Raw genomic sequence first — 20,259 nt, forward strand, 5'->3', positions numbered from 1 at the left:
TAAAATTATGATAATTTTAACACCTAAAAATCAAACTTTTTTAGCAATTTTGCATTTCTTAATTCACTTGTTTAGAAATGAAAATAAAGTACTCGGAACTTATTGATCAGACATTATATTTTCCTACAGAGGAATTTAATGTATCTGAGAACAATTTGTTGTTTCACGACGTTCCATTGATGGACGTAGTTGAACAATTTGGCACTCCGCTAAAGATTAGCTATCTGCCGAGAATTTCTCAAAATATCCAGAAAGCCAAAAGCTGGTTTAAAGAAGCTTTTGAAAAAACCGGATATAAAAAGAATTATACCTACTGCTATTGCACAAAATCCAGTCATTTCAATTTCGTATTGGAAGAAGCGTTGAAGAATGATATTTCGATAGAAACATCGTCTGCTTATGACATGGATATTGTAAAATCTCTTTATGAAAAAGAGAAGGTAGATAAAAACATTGAAGTAATCTGTAATGGTTTCAAAACGGATGATTATCTGACAAAGATTTCAGATATGATCAATAACGGTTTTGAAAATATTACTCCGATTCTTGATAATTACAGAGAATTGGACAAACTTACTGAAAGTATTGATTCCACATTTAATATCGGAATCAGAATTGCATCAGAGGAAGAACCGAAGTTCGAATTCTATACCTCAAGATTAGGAATCGGATATAAAGATATCATTCCTTACTACAGTCAGAAGATTGCTGAACACCCGAATGCAAGATTGAAAATGCTTCACTTCTTTATCAACACGGGGATCAAAGATACTTCATACTACTGGAACGAATTGTACAAATGTCTTCGTGTATATGCACGTTTGAAGAAAATTGCTCCCGAAGTAAATTCATTGAATATCGGAGGTGGTTTCCCTATCAAAACTTCTTTGAACTTCGATTATGATTACCAGTACATGGTAGAAGAAATCGTTTCTCAGATCAAAAAATTCTGTGAAGAAGAAGGGGTAGAAGAACCTAACATCTATACTGAGTTCGGAAGCTTTACCGTAGGAGAAAGTGGTGCGAACCTTTATAAAATTATTTCTCAGAAACGTCAGAATGACAGAGAAAAGTGGAACATGATTGATTCTTCTTTCATGACAACTCTTCCTGATACATGGGCTATTTCAAGACACTTTATCATGCTTCCGCTGAACCGTTGGGAAGATACTTATGAAAGGGTATTCTTAGGCGGATTGACGTGTGATTCAGATGATTATTATAACTCTGAGCAGCATACCAATGCGATTTATTTGCCGGTTTTCAGTGATACAAAACCTTTATATATAGGATTCTTCCATACGGGAGCTTATCAGGAAACAATCGGAGGATATGGTGGTGTTCACCACTGTCTGATGCCTCAGCCAAGACACGTTCTTATTCAGAAAGATGAAAACGGTGAATTACAATACGAAATTTTCCGTGAGAAACAGGAACCGGAAGATATTTTGAAAATTCTTGGTTATAAATAATATTTTAATCGGTCATTGCGAGGAACAAAGGTGACGAAGCAATCTCGCTTTTCACTTCGTTTATTCAGAATGATAGGTCATAATAATAGATAAAATAAAAGCTCTCAGATTCTGAGAGCTTTTATTTTTTTATCATAATGTTGAAATTACATCCTATTTAATCTGGATTTTTTGAGAATAATCTCTTTGTTCACCATGAATAGTAACGATGTAAACTCCCTGATTAAGTTCAATAGTTTTGGTTTCTCCTTTCTTCACAGGAACTCCAGACTTTATTAAGGCCCCGGACATATCATAAATAGAAATATTCCCACGTGTTGAAGGGGATTGTACAACGACTGAATTGTTTTGAGTATAAACTTTAAATGAGTTTACAGTTGTTTCTTGGGTTGCCAATGCAGATGTGTTAGAGTATTTATAAAATTTGTTACCTCCCACAGCATGGCCTACATTTCCGATGCTTCCCATATAGCTGATATATTCGTTTCCCGGAAGCGTATAGATGACATCCTTAGTCTTCATATTGTATATTTTTTGCTCTGCATATCCCATAAACATCCCATCTGGGAAAGCTTCTGTAACAGCATATCTAATGAAGTTATTGGGTAATTTCTGCCAGATATTGTTTGACGATTTAAGAAAGGTTGTGCCATCGTAGCCTAATGTACCATAGAAATATTCTCCTGTAAGATATCCTTTATAATGTACACTGGTATATCTACGGGTTTGGGCAATAGAATAATCGGGCATTGTTAAAATCTGTGTCCAAGTTTCTCCATAGTCAGAGGTCTGGTAGAGATACATACCGATAATGCCATATCCTTCACCAGTACTTGGGTTTATACTTTGGCCATTGGAATTAAGCTCAAAATCATTTGAAGAATATATTTTCACGACTGTCCAGTTTTGACCTCCATCCGTGGTTTTGTATTTACCTTTGCTGGTTTTCATAATTCCTTCAGTAAGGGAAGAATACTTCACACTTCTAAGATAGCCCATAGAGTTACTTACAGTTGATATTGTCCAAGAGACACCTCCATTGGTTGTTTTATAGATATTTTGGTCATGGAAAGCCCATATATTATTTTCATCCAGAAAGCTAAAACCAGGAATATATCCTAAATTATTTTGTTTGAAAATTTCGGTCCAGGTTGTTCCACCGTCTGCCGTGTACTTAATGGCTCCTTTGCCATCATTAGTAAATCCAGATACGAATCCCTTATTTTCATCAATAAAGGCCGCAACCCGGTTTTGAGAGTGGTCGGTGAACGTGTATTTTAAATTCCAGCTATTTTGGCTGTAGAGAGCCTGATTTCCTATAGTGGCAAAAAGAACAGCAGTCAATAATTTAAATTTCATAATTTTAGTTTTAAAAAGTTTGTAAAGGTAGAGTATTTACATCAGTCTTTACTTACAAATGTGCCCAAAAAAGCTCTCAAAATCTGAGAGCTTTTTTATTTAAAAATATTTTGAAACCTTATCCAGTTCCAAGTCTTCATAATCAGAAACTACAGTATCCGCCAATGTATAATCCTGATTTTTTGAATGTGGACTTCTGTAGGCAGCACAGAAAATTTCCGCTCTGTTGGCAGCCAGAATTCCATTGGTAGAGTCTTCAATTACCATACAGTTTTCTACCGATTCACCAGCCATATCAGCAGCCAGTAAGAAAACTTCAGGATGAGGTTTTGATTCTTTCAGATCGGCACCGCTGATTTTTCCGCTGAAATATTTCTCAAGCCCGAACTTTTCAAAAACCATATTGATCGTTGTCATCGTAGCAGAAGAAGCCAGTATCAGTTTGATTCCGTTTTCATGATAATGTTCAATCAGTTTTCTGACCCCCGGAATTAAGTCAAATTCATCATCATTATAAAAGTATTCTTTGAAATGAGATCTTTTGATCTGCGCAATGGTTTCGTAAGTCTGATTTAAATTGAATTCATTAATCAAAGTTTCAGAGACTCTTTTGGTGGAAGCCCCGGTAAAAGAGGTGTATAGCTCTTCGGAAACGGCAATTTCCAGTTCATCAAAAGTTTTGAAATAAGCTTTTCTATGCAATGGTTCTGTATCTACAATTACTCCATCCATATCGAAAAGAACAGCTTTTAAAGGCATATTATGAGTTTTGTACAAAAATAGCTATTTGAGTTGAAAGTGGAAAGGGAAGAGGTAACAGATGATAGGTTTTAGGTGGCAGATAACAGATAGCAAGGGGAGAGTCTGTAACTCATAAACTCTCCAACACTCTTACTCTCCAACTCGTAAACTCTTCGTATCTTTGTGACCAATATTTCAATTTTAAAACATTAAAATTTTTAAATAAAGCATGAGAACATACGCAGGAATTCCCGAGGAAAACGCAACGTTAGAGAATTCGAAAGTAATGTTGGTAACTGTTCCTTATGATGGAACTTCAACATGGGGTAAAGGAGCTGATAAAGGTCCGGAATTATTCTTAAACGCTTCTGAAAACATGGAGCTTTATGACATTGAAACACAAACAGAACCTTACCTTCAGGGAGTTTATTTAGCAGGAGATGTTTCTGAAAACGCGACTCCGGAAGCGATGACAGAAGCTGTTTATCAGAAAACAAAAGAACTTTTGAACAATGAAGGAAAAGTATTCACACTATTCGGTGGTGAGCATTCTGTTTCTATCGGTTCTATCCGTGCAGTAGGAGAGAAATTTGAAAATCTTACCGTTCTTCAGTTAGATGCTCACACAGACTTACGTCCTGATTTCCATGGTTCTACTTCAAACCACGCTTGTGCTGTATTTGAAGCTAACCAGAAGCATAACCTTGTACAGGTGGGAATTCGTTCTATGGATATTGAAGAAGCTCAGTATCTGCCGGAAGGAAGAGTATTCTTTGCTCATGAAATTGCAAACAACGAAAACTGGGTGAATGATGTATTGGAAAAAGTTTCAGGAAATGTATATATTACCATTGACCTTGATGCTTTCGACCCTTCTATCGCTCCTTCTACAGGAACTCCTGAACCAGGTGGATTACAGTGGTACCCAACATTGGAATTATTAAGAAAAGTATTTGAAAAATGTAACGTAGTAGCGTTTGATATTGTAGAATTAATGGATTCTCCAATGGCTAAACCAACAGCTTTCCTGGCGGCTAAATTATATTACAAAATGCTTGCTTACAACGATATTTATAACAACAACTAATATTCCGCAAGAATCGGATTTTTTCTGTCATGTATTCTTTGGAAATTTGTGAGGTAAAAACAATAGTATGATGTCCACACAAAGTCAGATAGATTATAATAGAATTGCCAAAGCGATAGAATATATCCAGAGCAATTTCAGGCTTCAGCCAAGTTTGGAGGAAGTGGCAGAAAATATTCACTTGAGTCCGGCCCATTTTCAGAAGATCTTTACAGATTGGGCAGGAACAAGTCCTAAGAAATTTTTGCAGTTCATCAGTCTTGAACATGCTAAAAATTTATTAAAGGAAGAAAAAGCAAGTTTGTTTGATACGGCTTATGAGACAGGACTTTCCAGTACCAGCAGGCTTCATGACCTGTTTGTAAAGATAGAAGGAATGTCTCCCGCAGAATATAAAAACGGCGGAAAAAGCCTCAGTATTTATTACACTTTTTCCGAAAGTCCTTTCGGAAATATATTGGTAGCTTCCACAGAAAAAGGAATCTGCTATATGGCTTTTGAAGACGATAAAGAAACAGCATTAGGGGAGCTGGAAAAGAAGTTCCCCAATGCTTCTTTTATTGAAAAACAAGATTCACTTCAAAAGAACGCACTGTCCATATTTGACAAAGACTGGACGAAACTCAACACAATAAAATTACACTTAAAAGGAACCGATTTTCAGCTTAAAGTCTGGGAAAGCCTGTTGACAATTCCCATGGGAAAACTGTCTACATATGGCAGCCTGGCAGAAAAAATAGGAAATCCTAAAGCATCCAGAGCAGTAGGAACAGCCATAGGAAGTAATCCTGTAGCATTTCTTATTCCATGTCACCGAGTGATACAGTCTACCGGACATCTCGGCGGATATCGTTGGGGAATTGAAAGGAAACAGCTGATGATGGGCTGGGAGGGTTCACAAATCTATTCATAAAATATTTTCACCATAAAAATGAAATCGAAAATTTTCAAAAACTTAAGTGTAAAATCCTGTTGTGACTTTTGCGGTTGGAAAATGTTAAATTTAAGTTTTGGCTAAAGCCAATGAATTGAGTTATTTTTTATTTAACGGACTAAAGTCCGTTTCTATTGATGTGAAAATTCGTGTGATTTGTGAAAAATATTAGTGTAATTTGTGTTTAATGATAAAAGCATTTAATTAAAAAACGATGATGAGTCTCTTCGAAGAAATATCAGACTATCCCTTAAACATACTTCCGCACGACGGAACCGTTCATTATTATGGAAAGGTTTTCTCTAAAGAAAAATCTGACCATTTTTATAATTACCTGCTCAATCAGATTCCTTGGGAGAATGATGAAGCATTAATCTTTGGGAAATTGATTTTAACCAAGAGAAAAGTCGCCTGGTTTGGAGATAAACCTTTTGAATATACCTATTCAAAAAGAACAAAATATGCCAAATTATGGACTCCGGAATTATTAGAATTGAAGAAGAAGTGTGAGGAAGCTTCCGGAGAAACTTATAATTCATGTCTGCTGAATCTATACCATGACGGAAGTGAAGGTATGGCTTATCACAGCGATGGTGAGACAGATCTGAAGAAACACGGAGCGATTGCTTCTCTTACTTTTGGTGCAGAAAGAAAATTCTTATTCAAGCATAAAATAACCAAAGAAAAGGTAGAAATATTCCTGGAAAACGGAAGTTTATTAATTATGAAAGGAACCACTCAGGACAATTGGCTTCACAGACTTCCACCCACTACAAAAGTGAAAACTCCCAGAGTAAATCTGACCTTTAGAACGATTGAAGATTAAGTGTATTGTTTCTGGATTAATATAGCCCACTTGAATAAAACAACAAATTCATCTGGCTTTAGCCAAAACCTAATCAAGTTCTCAAAAATAAAAAAAGCTGTTCAAACGAACAGCTTTTTCAATTTATTTTAAAACTTCAGCTTCAATAGAGCTGTCATCATATACTTTGATAAACGCTTTGGTGTAATCCTCTTTCGTTGCAAAATTTGGATTATCCATGAATTTTTGCGGATTGATAGCGAAAAGCGGGAACCATGTACTGCTGATCTGAATCTGGATTTTATGTCCCTTTTTGAATGTATGAACTACATCCTGAAGTCTGAAATTAACAGCCGTTTTCTGGTTAGGAACCAGAGCTTCTCCCTTTTCTCTCGTATTTCTGAATCTTGTAGGCATGATCTCACTTCTTACCATCTGGTGGTAATTACCATAAATAACTCCATCTTTCTTTTCTGCAGGTTTGAAATCTTCAGGATACACATCAATTAATTTTACTGCAAAATCGGCATCTGTAGATGTGGATGCAATATTCAGTTTAGCCATGATCTCTCCGGCAAACGCAATATCATCAGTCAGCACATCTGTAGTGAACGTTAATACATCCGGTCTTCCTACTGCAAATCTCTGGTCTTCTGACATATAATTTTTTGGAGTGAATCCATTGAAATCTTTTAAATGATCTGAACTTAAAACAGGATTGTTAGGATCACTGTAATATTCAGAATATCCTTGGCCTGAAGCCTTTTTTAAGGTTTTATCTGATAGATAGAAATTCACTTTCTGAGCATTTTTAGGTGGATAAGAAGCAAATTCTTTCCATTCTTTAGCTCCTGTGTCATACATCAATGCTTCAGGAAGTCCGGCATCTTCTTTTGTGTTGCCTTTCAGATAGTGGTTGAAGAATTTTGTTTCAACATTTTTCTGGTAATAAGTTGCAATGCTGTCACCAAAATAGGTTTCACTATGGAAATGTTTTCCTTGTTCCTGTGACCAACCACCGTGAGAGAAAGGTCCCATTACAATGGTGTTTTTTGCTTTAGGACTTGTTTTTTCAATGGTCTTATAAATATTTAAAGGACCGGAAAGATCTTCAGCGTCGAACCATCCACCCACAGTCATTACAGCATGATTGATATTCTTCAAATGAGGCAGAAGGTTTCTTTTTTGCCAGAATTCATCGTAGTTGGTATGATTCATAATTTCTGTCATGAAGAAATTATTCTTATAATATTTTTCATAAGCATCTTTCAATGTTCCAAGATCTCTGTAAAACTTTAAGCCATCTTCAGAAGTCTGTTTGATGAAAGAATCCATATACCAGGCTTTGTCTTCCGGTTTTGTTTTCTGAACTCCAAACACAGGAAAGGTTCTGAAATATCCAAGCATAAATCTTCCGTTGTGAAGGAAATCATCATTCCAGAAATCAGAAATTGGAGCCTGAGGAGAGGAAGCAACCAGAGCAGGGTGCTGTGCAAGTGTACCTACAGCCGTGTAGAATCCAGGGTAAGACGTTCCAAACTGACCCACTTTAGCATTGTTGTCTTTGATATTTTTCAAAAGCCACTCTATGGTATCATAAGTATCTGTACTTTCGTCAACATCTTTTTTGGTTTTACGCTCTACCTGAGGAGTCATATTAGTAAATGTACCTTCACTCATATATCTTCCACGTACATCCTGGTACACGAAAATATACTTGTCTTTCATAAGATAGGTGTTGGGCCCCACCTTTGTTTTATATTCATTTTCTCCGTAGGGTGCAACACTGTAGCAGGTTCTCTGCATCAGAAACGGATATTTGTTCTTGTTTGATATATCTTTTGGGATATACACAGCGGTGAAAAGCTTCACTCCATCACGCATCGGAATATAAAATTCTTTCTTGGTGAAATTATCTTTAACGAAAGTATCTTTCTGCTCTGTCTTCTGAGCTTTTCCAAGAATGAAAAAAAGAATACATAATATTGAAATATGGATTTTCATAAAAAAAATTTACTGCTAATTTAAAAATAAAAAACTTTCCCGGATGAATCTTCTTTTAAAAAGGGTTTTGTTATGAGCTTTTACTAAAATAGGATACTCTATTGTGGTAAATGATTCCGTCAAGTTTGTCAAATTTCCTCTTTCCAACTGAAGAAATTTTCACTGCATCAATTGTAATTATTGTGAATATCGAAGTTTTCAAAAGCGTATGCATATCCATAAAAATAGCCGGAAAAGTCCGGCTATTATCAGAAAAAAATATAAGTAAAAGTTGATTCTTTTACATTTTTTTACCAGCAAATTTATTCAGTTTCATACTGATGGAGAACATAATGTATCGTTTCAGGATCAGATCTTCACGGTCTTCAAAATAAGAATCTGTGATGGTTCTTTTTACACTTTGATTTTGATTTAATACATCGTAGATTTTCACTTTCGCTGTAAACTGTTTTTTATAGAATGAGTAGCCCAGACTGGTATTCCAGAAGTAAAAATCCTTTTTAAAGCCTGGAGCAATATTAGAATTGGTGTTGTATTCAAAATCATTTCCAAATACAAATCTACCCTGCAGCATATAATTGGTCAGTTCCAGTTTCAATGCCTGATTGGCTGTATTGACACTCTTCACATTGTAATTGGTGTAATTTGAAAAGCTGTATCCAAGTCTGTAGGAAGGTTTAATGGTCATTTTATCCTTGATTTCATAGATAAGATTAAGACCGGGATTAAGGTTGTAAGAATTACTGGTAAAAGATTGTCCGTCAATAAAACCATTATTGTAAGCATAATTCATGCTGAATCTCGGGTTGATGGTCAGTTTGTTATTTTTCCATTTCAGAGTCTTACTAAAACCTCCGCCGGCGTTGATGCTTTTATTTCCACTTACATTATCATAGGTAACAATTTGTTTTCCGGCATTATCATATTTAGTAAAATTGATAATGTCATTATTTCTGTAGGTAAAACCAATATTAAAATAGTAGCTCAGATCTTTTACTTTGTTATAATTGTTGAAATACAAATACAGGTTGTTAGTCCATGTATTTTTCAAATCAGGATTTCCCTGAAAGGTAGCCAAAGGATTAGATTCATCTTTATATGGAGTCAGTTGCTCTGCAGTAGGAATTGTAAAGTTGGAATAGTTGTAAACACTTAAAACTTTCCCTTCTCCCAGTGTGTAATAAAGGTTTAGGTTATATTCAGGCAATACAAAACTTTTCTGAAGATCATATTGCTGTCCGTTATAGATGGAGTTTACTTTCATATCCGAAATATCAAGATTCGCAGTAGCCCAGAAATTTAATTTGTTTTTGCTAATCTGATAAGTGATTTCAGGAGAAATTTGATTGATTCTCTGCTTCATATTGTTGGATAAAAGCTGGTTGTATTTGGTATAATCTCCTGTAGCATTATCAAAATCGTTCACATTTCTCAGATCTCTGGCTGATCTTGTTTCGTATTTTACTTCAAAGCTTACGCTAGACGAATCAGAAACAGGTTCTGTATATCCTGCCCTGAAATTAAAAGTACTGTTCTGGTTTTTATTTCTGGCTAATTGATCTCTGTTGTCAACAGTCGTTGCATTTTCCTGATAGAATGTGTTCTGTGATTGGTTGAGATTATCCCTTGTAGACTCAGAAATTGAACTGTTCATATTGGCTGAAAGTACTCGTCCTTTTTTCTTGAATTTTCTTGAAAAATAGATGTAAGGATTAAATGAGTTGTTTTCTGAATCATTACGAGAATAAGAATTACTTTCATTCAAAAGACTACCATTCTTCAAACTAGATGATTGTGAATTATTAAAACTGAAACTGCTGTTTTTGCTAAATCTTGGTGAAATGTAAATACTTGTCAGAGAATCGAGTTTGATTTTGGCTGAAGCATCGAAACTGTATTGTTTGGATTCATTTTCGCCGTTGCTTTCAGAGTTGGTCTGAAGAGTATAGCTAGGCAGGAGTGTAGATCTTGAAACTTTGGATCTTGTTTCGGTATTAGAATCCGAATGCATCAGACTGAAAGAGTCCAGATCAGCATCTTTTCCCAGTTTGTCACTGTAATTCAGACCTATTGTTGTAGACCTCTGAATTCCTCGTGTACCCCCTCCCTGATTGTAATAGGTGACATTTCCAGTCGTAGAGACAGATCCTCCTTGCATCATCCAGGCATTTCGGCCGTTCCCCATACTGTCGAAAACCTCATCTCTGGAAAACCCCTGAGAATTGATATTATTGGAAGAGGCAAGGATACTTACCTTCGTGTCGCCTTTAAAATAGCTGGCGAGTCCGCTTCCTTCATACCTTTTGTCTGATCCGTAGCCGACTGTAAGCCTTGTCAGCAACCCTTTATTTTTCTTTTCGTCAATATTAAAGTTGATGGTGGTATTCTGAGATTTGGCAGTTTTCCCGCTGAGTTCTTCTTCCTTTGTTTTGGTTGTTGTAAACTGAATATTCTTGATGATATCCGCAGGTAAGTTCTGAAGGGCAATTTTACCATCTTTATCAAAGAAAGGTTTTCCGTTGATCATGATCTGATCTACCTCTTTTCCATTAACTGTAATCTTCCCATCATTGTTGATTTCTACACCGGGGATTTGCTTCAGAAGTTCCTCAATTTTACTGTCAGGGCGAACTTTGATCGCGGCTGCGCTGAATTCAATGGTGTCTTTTTTAATCTTTACAGGAGATACGGTGATCTTTACCTCATCAATAGCATTAACGATGCCCTGCTTTTCAAGCTGAATATCTCCTAAGGATAATGACTGATCTATTTTTTGAAATTTTTTAGAATAGGAAGATAATTTATCAGCATCAATTTTCAGAATAGAAGGTTCTTTCATGTCATCCAGTTTCAGTGAGAATTTACCTTCTTTATTGGTGGCTGTGTAGTTGACAATGGATGAATCTTTTTCTTTTAAAAGATAGACGGTGGCATTTTCTATCGCTTTCTTTTCAGAATCTAAGATTTTCCCGTCGAGGTGTAATTTTTGTGCATGCAAGATAAAGGCAGTGAACATCAAAGCCAATAACATTAGAGTTTTCTTCATTAGTTTTTTTTCAGAGCCGTAAAAATATAAAAACATCCCAAAGTTGGGATGTCTCTATGCTTTTTTTGTGAAAATTTATTATTTTTTAATAAAAATTATGCTCTTAAATATCTTGAATAAGCATATCCTTCCTGACCGTCAGCAGTTTTTACTTTCCACCAGTCATCAGAAGTTTGCTCAATCAGTGTTACAGAAGCACCTTTAGCAGCTTTACCTACAACAGCAGCTTCAGTAGAAGGTTCCTGTCTGATATTTAGGTTAGAATCTTCAGTAGCAACAGTTAAAGAAGCTCCTGAAGTAAGACCTGCAACCTGAACGTCAATATTGATATCTGAAGCAGAATAAGTAGAATCAATAGCTCCTAAAGCATTCCATACAGCATCTTTAGCCGCAGTATTGGAAGCATTTCCGGAAACATAAAGAATTCCGTCCTGCTCCTGAACCTGTAGGTTTGAGATTCCTGCAGACTGTGCCGCTGAAACTACACTTGAATATTTATCTTGTAATTCGCCCATTTCTAAATTATTTTACGATTAGGTTGTTGTTATACTTTCCGATTTTCAAAGCATCTACAGATTCTTTGATTTTTCTAGCCTGTAGGCCGGAAACGTTTCCTGTAAGAGTAAGCTGTCCGTTTACAACTTCTACTTTTACAGAAGGGAAATCCTTCACCGCATCCTGAACCTTTTTCTGAACAGCAGGATCTACAGCAGAAGAAGTTTCAACAGGTGCTATAGGAGTAGCAGCTGCAACAGTAGACATATCCATTACGTCTTTTACACCGTTGATCGCTTTTAATTTTGCAATCATTGCATCTTTAGATTGTTGATCTGCGAAAGTTCCGCTTAAGTGAGCTACACCTTCTTTTACTTCAACAGAAGCGTTGGGATTAGTAGTTACTACCGTTGTAGCCTGAGTCTGAAGATCGGCATCAGAAACTTTCTTTTTACAAGAAATAGCACCGAAAGATACAGCTACAGCTAATGCAGCCATTGCAATAGTTTTTTTCATATTGTATATTTATTAATGTTGTTATACAATCAAATGTAATAATAAAATTTGTACCAAAAGAATAAAAATTCAATAAATGTTTCTTAATTTTTTTACAATATTTTCTAAATCAAGGTTTTAATTTTTAGGGATCAAAAACTTAATGTAAAATTCATCTCATTTGAAGAAAATCTTCTGCCAATTGAAAAACCATTATATTTGCGCAAATTGAACTATATATATGAAAGGACAGAATAAACTTTTTATAGCAATTATCATTGCCCTTCTTGTGGGAGTAGGAATTGGAGGTATTGTACATGTGAAATATCCTGAAAATGCAGAACCTTTTTCCAAAAACATAAAACTGTTGGGAACGGTTTTTATCAGATTGGTACAGATGATTATTGCTCCTTTGGTTTTTACGACTTTGGTGGTGGGTATTGCCAAAATGAGTGATATTAAAATGATCGGAAGAGTAGGAACAAAAGCCATGCTTTGGTTTGTTTCAGCTTCTCTGGTTTCCCTTTTCATAGGGTTGATCCTCGTTAACTGGCTAGAACCGGGACATGTCACAAAATTACCGATTCAGGACGTATCCTCTGCTGAGGAACTTCTTAAAAGCAGCAAAAGCTTTTCTATGGAAGACTTTGTAAAGCATATGATTCCTAAAAGTTTATTTGAAGCCTTTGCAACCAATGAGGTATTGCAGATTGTGATATTTGCTGTGATGTTTGGAGTTGCGCTGGCGAATTTAGGAGAGGAATATTCTAAGCCTGTGGTGAAGCTTTTTGATATCATCGCTCATGCTATCCTTAAAATGGTAGGGTATATCATGTGGTTTGCTCCGTTGGGAGTATTGGGAGCTATTGCAGCAGTAGTGGCTACCAATGGTTTTGAAATCTTCAAAGTATATGCTATTTATCTGAGAGACTTCTTCTTTGCTATAGCAGTTCTTTGGCTGGTTCTTTTACTGGTAGGATATTTTATCTTAGGAAATCGTCTGTTTGACCTTTTGAGAAGGATTAAAGAGCCATTGCTGATCGCTTTCTCTACAACGAGTTCAGAAGCTGTATTCCCGAAATTGGTGGAAGAGCTTGAAAAATTCGGGTGTAACAGCAGAGTAGTATCCTTTATTTTACCCCTGGGATATTCATTCAACCTGGATGGAAGTATGATGTATATGACATTTGCTTCAATCTTTATTGCACAGATCTACGGGATCGAAATGAGCCTTGGACAACAAATTACTATGCTTTTGGTATTGATGCTTACCTCAAAAGGGATTGCCGGTGTTCCAAGAGCTTCTTTGGTTATTATTGTGGCAACGTGTTCTATGTTCGGTATTCCGCCGGAAGGAATCGCTTTGATTTTACCAATTGACCATTTTTGTGATATGGGTAGAAGTATGACGAATGTATTAGGAAATACATTGGCTACTTCAGCAGTTTCGAAATGGGAAGGACAATTAACTGAGCCATTAGACAAAATTTAAATATCAATGAGTTTAAATAACTTAGAAAACAATAAAAGCCATATTCAAGAATATGGCTTTGCTGTTATCAATGCTATATTTTCACAGAAAGAACTTGAAGAAATAAACAATGTTCTGCAGTATATAGATACCTCAAAAGAGAATTTCAGAAAATCTGAAGACCTGTTTGCGATAAGACAGTTTTTAAAAGAAGTTCCCGAAATCAAAGATCTTATTTTCAATGACAATATTCAGAAAGTGGTTAAAGAAATCTTCGGAGAAAAATATTTTGTGGTAAAAAGCATCTATTTTGATAAGCCTGAAACCTCCAACTGGTATGTAGCCTATCATCAGGATCTGACGATTTCCGTGGATAAAAAACTGGATCTGCCCGATTTCGGTCCCTGGACTACGAAGAAGAATCAGTTTGCCGTTCAGCCTCCACTAGGTATTTTAGAAAATATCTATACCATCAGAATCCATCTGGATGATACAGATGAAAATAACGGAGCTTTGAAAGTGGTTCCAAAATCTCATGCAAAAGGCATTTACAGACCAGAAACGATAGACTGGACCGTAGAAACAGAAGAAATTTGCAACGTAGAAAAGGGTGGAATCATGATTATGAAGCCTTTGACTCTTCACGGTTCAAACCGGACAACCAACGGAAAAAAGAGAAGAGTAATCCACATCGAATTTTCTGATAGGGAACTTCCCGAAGTCCTGCAATGGTCGGAAAGAATGAATTAATAAAAAATCGCCCTTCGAATTTTTGAAGGGCGATTTTTTATGGTTGGATGCCTCATGCTGGAGGAAGGATGTTACTGAAAGACTAAAGATTAATTTATGTTTATTTTATCGAATTTTTAATTCTAACCTTTCTTCAAGCCAGCTTTAAAAAGTAACCCGGTAAATAGAAACCTCCATCTTCACTCTTCCATCTTCCTTACTTTACAGCAATCTCATCAATGAAAATATAAGCATCTCCTCCGGCACCCTGATGCCATTCCGGAAGTTTTCCGAAGTAGTAGGCTTTTACTTTGATATATCGGGCTTCGGTAGGAAGAATTTCAGTAGAAAAATCTTTGATCTGTACCTTTTCATCCTTAGGATCAATGTCATTATCGATGGTTTTCAGAAGGATAAAATCTTTGCCGTTCATAGAAGCATAATATTCCACTTTTTTAGGCATCAGAATCCATGCTCTGCTGTCCTGAAGATAAGAGGAAGATAATGAGTTAATCTGCTTGGGAGATTTAAAATCAATGATGGCTTCAAAATTCTGACCCTGATATCCATGCCATTCAGCCTTTCTCCAGTTGACATCCCCTCTGATCCCGTCAATAAGAGCCAGCTTTCCGGTAGCGCTATACTGTGGAGTTACTTTTGAAAGAATATTGATATCCCAATAATTAGGTCTTCTGTTAAAATTGGCTGTTGTTACAGAGCTTTTCTCTCCGTTTCTTTCAGCATAAGCCATCACTTGGGTTGTTTTTGTGATAGAAAATGGTCCTTTGTAGGTAGAGAATGTCTTTCTTTTGTTGCTGTCACTATAATCCATGGTCATATAATATATCTTGTCACTCGGGTTCAATGGAGTGATCTCAACTTTGGTAGAAAAATCGAAGATTCTATCGGCTGCAATGACCGGTGAAGCCGTCTGTTCTGTATATTTAAAATCCTTAGCAGGTTTTACATTTTCAAATCCAAGTTTTTTAAGTTCCGCTCTGTCCGTATTTTTAGTAATCGTTCGCGTAGTACCGTCTTCAAGGTGAATTTTAATTTCATCAAAATAAGGCGTTGTCGTTTCCCATTCAGGAAGCCCCGGGGTAACAGAATAGATTCCCATTGAGCTTAAAACATACCAGGCGCTCATCTGCCCGCAGTCTTCATTTCCAATCAGTCCGTCAGGAGTATTTTTATAAAAATTATCAAGAATATATTTTATTTTGGCATCTGTTTTTTCAGGCTTGTCTACAAAATTGTACAGATAAGCAATATGGTGGCTTGGTTCATTTCCCTGAGCATATTGACCCATCAATCCTGTGATGTCTACCTGCTCTCTTCCCGTTGTTGTATCCGGAGCAGTGAAAATGGCATCAATGAACTGTTCAAATTTCTCTTTTCCTCCATGGGCAGCAATAAGCCCCGGAATGTCCTGCTGTACAGAGTAAGAATAATGCCATGAGTTTCCCTCCGTATAATTGTTGTTGACTTCTCTGGGATCAAATGGTTCATACCAATTCCCATTCTTTCTTGGCTGCATAAAACCCGTTTTTGGGTTATAGAGATTTTTCCAGTTCTGAGAACGTTTCATGAAATACTGATAGTCTTCTTTTTTGCCTAAAATTTTTGCCATCTGGGCAATACACCAGTCATCGTAGGCATATTCTACTGTTTTGGAAACACTTTCATGTTCATCATCGATACTGATATAATTATTCTGCTTATAGGCATTCAACCCGAAAATATCCTGCATCGCTGAGCCTTTGGCTGCCTGAAAGGCCTTTTCATAATCAAATCCCTGAATTCCTTTAGCCATAGCATCTGCAATCACAGAAACGGAGTGGTAGCCGATCATACACTCTGTTTCATTGGAAGCCAGTTCCCATACAGGAAGTTTCCCTCCCTGTTCGTATTGTTTAATAAAGGTATTGATAAAATCAGCAGTTCTTTTTCTATCAATTAAAGTCATCAGCGGGTGAGCGCCTCTGAAGGTGTCCCAAAGAGAGAATACCGTATAATAATCAAAGCCATTTGTGTTATAAAGCTTATTATCCCTGCCTCGGTATCTTCCGTCAACATCCATATTGATGTTAGGTTGTGTAAACACATGATATAAAGCGGTGTAAAAAACAGCTAATTTATTTTTATCATCAGACGTCACTTCAATTTTTGAAAGTTCTTTGTCCCAATCAGCTTCCGCTTGCTTTTTTACGGCTTCAAAATCTTTAGATTGTCCCTCTGCCAGCATATTTTTTCCTGCTCCTTCATAGCCTGTAGGAGAAATGGACACTTTTACATTGATCTTTTCTCCTTTTTTAACTTGGGTTGAAAATGCCAGCGCAAGCTTTGTCCCGGTAAAAAGATGAGTTTCCTGTTTTCCATTGACCTCTTTTTTTGAAATTTTCATAGGTTTTGAAAACTCAATTCTGGCGTAGATATATTGGTTGGTAGCCCAAGCTTCACTTCTTCTGAAAACCTCAATGGTTTTGTCATCAATGATCTTTACTTCACCCTCCAGAAGCTTATCTCGGTGGTTGAGGTCTAAAATGATATTGGCATTTCCAGCACTATTGAATGTATATTCGTGATAGCCTACTCTTTTGGTAGTAGTAAGACGAACATCAATATTATTTTTGTCTAATTTGACAGCATAGAATCCTGCCGTTGCTTTTTCATTTTTATGCGAAAACTTTGAAGAATACTCTTTACTGCTCAGGCTCGGATTTCCCATTGTTGGCATCAGCATAATATCTCCGTAATCTGAAACCCCTGTTCCGTTGAGGTGAGTATGAGAAAAACCATAGATCACAGAATCTGAATAATGATATCCGCTGCATCCGTCCCAGCTTCCGTCAATTCTCGTATCCGGAGAAAGCTGTACCATTCCAAAAGGAACGATAGCCCCCGGAAAAGTATGGCCATGGCCTCCGGTTCCTATAAACGGGTTGACATATTGTGAATAGTTCTGTGCGGAAATGATCTGAGTAATAAATAAAGAAAATGCAATAAGCCCTTTTTTCATGTTCTGATTTTATAAAAGCGAAGATATTGAAAAACAGTAGAACAGATGTAATAAAAGAGACGGATAGCTTGTCTTATAGAAAACTATTACATTCATGAAGAAGACCTTACTTTCTGTAATTATGCTGTTGCCGGCAGCTGTATTTGCCCAAACGATAACAGGAAAAATCTCCCAAACTGGAAATGCGGTGCCTTACGTTGAGGTGATCGCAGTAAAAGATCAGAAGAAGCAGACTGCCATTTCAGACGAAAAAGGAAATTATTCACTGAGACTTTCAGAAAACGGAACCTATAACATAAAACTTATACAGGACGGTATAGAAATATCCAATAAAGAATTGACCGTAAACGGAGTCGTGAAACATGATTTTTTTATTGAAAAAAAGAAAGAAAAGCAGATCGAAGGCGTTACGCTTACCGCCAGAAAAAAGCTGATTGAGAGAAAAGCAGACAGACTGGTCTTCAATGTTTCCAATTCTGTTGCTTCACAGGGAATGGATGGGGCGGATGCTCTTGCAACAACCCCATTGGTAAAAGTAGATGATAATACGGGAGTTTCCATTGTTGGAAAAAGTGGAGTAGCAGTAATGATCAACGACCGGATTTTGAATTTGTCAGATGCAGAACTCGTTACTTACCTTAAAAGTCTTCGATCTGAAAATATAGAAAAGATTGAAGTCATTACTTCGCCTCCTGCTAAGTACGAAGCGCAGGGAAACAGTGGTCTGATCAATATTGTTTTGAAGAAGAATCAGAATCTCGGATGGAGCGGAAGTTTTACTTCCAGTCTGCAGCAGACAACTTATACAGGAAATTCAAATAGTGCAACCGTTAATTATCAGAATGAAAAATTGCGCACCTCATTGAAGTTAAGACAAAGTAAGAACGAAAAGCATTCTTACGAAAATTATTGGATAGAAGGTGCAGACGGTCTTAAAAGCAATGATAACAGAAGAGATTTTGGAGATGGGGTTGGGGCTAACTTAAGTCTAGATTATCAGTTGGGTAAAAAGTCTAATATTGGATTTATTTATGATTTCGGATTCGGGCATTCCAATATGGATATCACGAATACTTCAAACTATTTCCAGAATGGTAATTATACCAATACACTACTTACTTATGCGGAACACAGAGCTAGAAGTAAACAGCACACGGCCAGTGCGTATTATGATCTTAAATTTGGGAAACAAGACAATAAACTGAGCATTACAGGGAATTATTTCTCTAATGTTCCTGAGACAACCATAGATTTTACAACCACTGAAAGTTCTGGAGATCGTTTTGTTGTAAAATCCCCATCAATGGTCGATTATAAAATTTATTCCGGACAGGCAGATCTTACTCTTCCTTACTCGTTTGCAAAGACTGAAACAGGAGTGAAATTCACGAATTTTGATAATAATTCTAACATTTTCTATCAGAATCTAACGAACGGAAACTACGTTACAGATCCTCTGAAAAGCAATGAGTTTGAGTATAATGAAAAAAACTATGCGGCTTATATCAGTTTTGAAAAGTCTTTCAATGAAAAATGGTCGGCAAAAGCGGGACTTCGCTATGAATACTCTGTTGTCAATGGAAATTCTTTAACCTCCGGACAGCAGACCGAAAATTCTTACGGAAAGTTTTTTCCTACCGCCTATGTTTCCTATAAAAACAATGAAAACCATACTTTCAACCTGAATTATTCCAAAAGGATCAACAGACCGGGATTTCGGGCGATAAACCCTTACCGCTGGTATATTAATATCAATTCTTATTTTACCGGAAACCCTTTCCTGAAACCCTCTATCAATCATAATTTTGAATTTTCCTATGTCTATAAAGGAAAATTATCAGCATCAGCTTATTTTCAGAGAACCGTAGACGCGTTTGGTCAATTGGCGAATCTTAAGGGTGAAAATAGGGTGAGTACTTTTGAAAACTACTACAATCAGAACAGCATGGGCGTTTCATTGAACTATTCGGATACTTTTTTCAAAAATGGGAAGCTAATTATTCGGCCAATTATTCTTATATGAACACTGATGTTTTTGCGACTGATGCTCTTTCGAGAAAAGGAAATAGCTATGATTTCGATTTTCAGAATAATATCTCACTCAACCCAAGCAAAACAGTGCAGCTGATTCTTAATTACTGGTTCCGCCTGCCATCTAACTCTGGAAATGTATACATGGATTTTGCCGGAAGTTTTACCACAGGTTTGAAACTGAGTCTTATGGAAAAAAGCCTTCAGCTGAATGTTTTTGTTTCCGATATTTTAAAGCAGGGAAAAAGTGTAGGTGAAATATATTATACCACAGGAACGCATTCTTATAATAATTATTACGATGCCAGAAGACTTACCGTATCCGCCACTTATACTTTCGGGAATAAAAAAGTAAAAGGAATGGACCGTAATGTAAAGTTTGATGAAAAAAACAGAGCTAATTAAACGTTTAGATTTAAGTTATAAAAAATTAAAATACTTAGGTTGTTTTATGGTTTATGTCATTCTGAATACAGACTAAAGGTCTGCGAACGTAGTTCAGAAGTGAAATGAAGAATCTCATAAAGAAGATTCTTCCTTCGTCAGAAATCGAAGATTCGACATAGTCAAT

At 36.4% G+C, this 20,259-nt stretch carries 13 protein-coding genes and 1 pseudogene; 7 read left to right on the forward strand and 7 right to left on the reverse strand.

Annotated features, from left to right (window positions below; all coding sequences use genetic code 11):
* The first annotated feature begins 77 nt into the window (after nucleotides 1-77).
* Entirely contained in the window at nucleotides 78-1,472 is a 1,395-nt protein-coding gene (locus LF886_RS06945; protein WP_103235127.1) for an arginine decarboxylase, read from the forward strand.
* A 153-nt stretch (nucleotides 1,473-1,625) separates the two neighbouring features.
* On the opposite strand, the gene LF886_RS06950 is transcribed toward LF886_RS06945, so the two are convergent.
* Both LF886_RS06950 and LF886_RS06955 read right to left on the reverse strand, forming a co-directional pair.
* Entirely contained in the window at nucleotides 1,626-2,831 is a 1,206-nt protein-coding gene (locus tag LF886_RS06950) for a WD40/YVTN/BNR-like repeat-containing protein (protein WP_236853482.1), read from the reverse strand.
* A gap of 99 nt (nucleotides 2,832-2,930) precedes the next feature.
* Nucleotides 2,931-3,590 (reverse strand): HAD family hydrolase, encoded by a 660-nt coding sequence (locus LF886_RS06955; protein ID WP_236853483.1) that lies wholly within the window; start codon nucleotides 3,588-3,590, stop codon nucleotides 2,931-2,933.
* 211 nt (nucleotides 3,591-3,801) lie between these two features.
* On the opposite strand from LF886_RS06955, the gene speB reads away from it, so the two are divergent.
* The 3 genes from speB to LF886_RS06970 all read left to right on the forward strand — a co-directional run bounded on the left by speB (nucleotide 3,802) and on the right by LF886_RS06970 (nucleotide 6,419).
* Nucleotides 3,802-4,659 carry an agmatinase gene (gene speB, locus LF886_RS06960; RefSeq protein ID WP_236853484.1) on the forward strand — a complete coding sequence of 286 codons (858 nt, stop codon included), beginning with the start codon at nucleotides 3,802-3,804 and terminating at the stop codon, nucleotides 4,657-4,659.
* A gap of 70 nt (nucleotides 4,660-4,729) precedes the next feature.
* Entirely contained in the window at nucleotides 4,730-5,572 is an 843-nt protein-coding gene (locus LF886_RS06965; protein WP_236854296.1) for a bifunctional helix-turn-helix domain-containing protein/methylated-DNA--[protein]-cysteine S-methyltransferase, read from the forward strand.
* 238 nt (nucleotides 5,573-5,810) lie between these two features.
* Nucleotides 5,811-6,419, forward strand: coding sequence for an alpha-ketoglutarate-dependent dioxygenase AlkB family protein (locus tag LF886_RS06970; protein WP_236854297.1), 609 nt, complete (start codon nucleotides 5,811-5,813; stop codon nucleotides 6,417-6,419).
* A gap of 123 nt (nucleotides 6,420-6,542) precedes the next feature.
* Here the strand turns inward: LF886_RS06970 and LF886_RS06975 are convergent, their stop codons facing one another.
* From LF886_RS06975 to LF886_RS06990, 4 genes are all read right to left on the reverse strand, one after another.
* A complete protein-coding gene (locus LF886_RS06975) occupies nucleotides 6,543-8,402 on the reverse strand; it encodes a CocE/NonD family hydrolase (protein WP_236853485.1) in 1,860 nt (619 codons plus the stop codon).
* Nucleotides 8,403-8,682: 280 nt separating this feature from the next.
* Nucleotides 8,683-11,448 (reverse strand): TonB-dependent receptor, encoded by a 2,766-nt coding sequence (locus tag LF886_RS06980; RefSeq protein WP_236853486.1) that lies wholly within the window; start codon nucleotides 11,446-11,448, stop codon nucleotides 8,683-8,685.
* A gap of 95 nt (nucleotides 11,449-11,543) precedes the next feature.
* Entirely contained in the window at nucleotides 11,544-11,963 is a 420-nt protein-coding gene (locus LF886_RS06985) for an SH3 domain-containing protein (RefSeq protein ID WP_103231700.1), read from the reverse strand.
* A 7-nt stretch (nucleotides 11,964-11,970) separates the two neighbouring features.
* Nucleotides 11,971-12,459 carry a BON domain-containing protein gene (locus tag LF886_RS06990; protein ID WP_152290180.1) on the reverse strand — a complete coding sequence of 163 codons (489 nt, stop codon included), beginning with the start codon at nucleotides 12,457-12,459 and terminating at the stop codon, nucleotides 11,971-11,973.
* 220 nt (nucleotides 12,460-12,679) lie between these two features.
* Between LF886_RS06990 and LF886_RS06995 the strand changes: the two genes are divergently transcribed.
* Entirely contained in the window at nucleotides 12,680-13,930 is a 1,251-nt protein-coding gene (locus LF886_RS06995) for a dicarboxylate/amino acid:cation symporter (RefSeq protein ID WP_236853487.1), read from the forward strand.
* Nucleotides 13,931-13,936: 6 nt separating this feature from the next.
* Nucleotides 13,937-14,659, forward strand: a complete 723-nt coding sequence (locus LF886_RS07000; protein ID WP_236853488.1) for a phytanoyl-CoA dioxygenase family protein — start codon at nucleotides 13,937-13,939, stop codon at nucleotides 14,657-14,659.
* A 196-nt stretch (nucleotides 14,660-14,855) separates the two neighbouring features.
* Here the strand turns inward: LF886_RS07000 and LF886_RS07005 are convergent, their stop codons facing one another.
* A complete protein-coding gene (locus tag LF886_RS07005) occupies nucleotides 14,856-17,657 on the reverse strand; it encodes a GH92 family glycosyl hydrolase (protein WP_236853489.1) in 2,802 nt (933 codons plus the stop codon).
* Nucleotides 17,658-18,714: 1,057 nt separating this feature from the next.
* Here LF886_RS07005 and LF886_RS07010 point away from each other — a divergent pair.
* Nucleotides 18,715-20,093 (forward strand): annotated as a pseudogene (locus tag LF886_RS07010) (outer membrane beta-barrel family protein).
* Nucleotides 20,094-20,259: the final 166 nt, after the last annotated feature.

Origin of the sequence: Chryseobacterium sp. MEBOG07, from assembly GCF_021869745.1 — a bacterium.
GTDB classification, from domain to species: domain Bacteria; phylum Bacteroidota; class Bacteroidia; order Flavobacteriales; family Weeksellaceae; genus Chryseobacterium; species Chryseobacterium viscerum.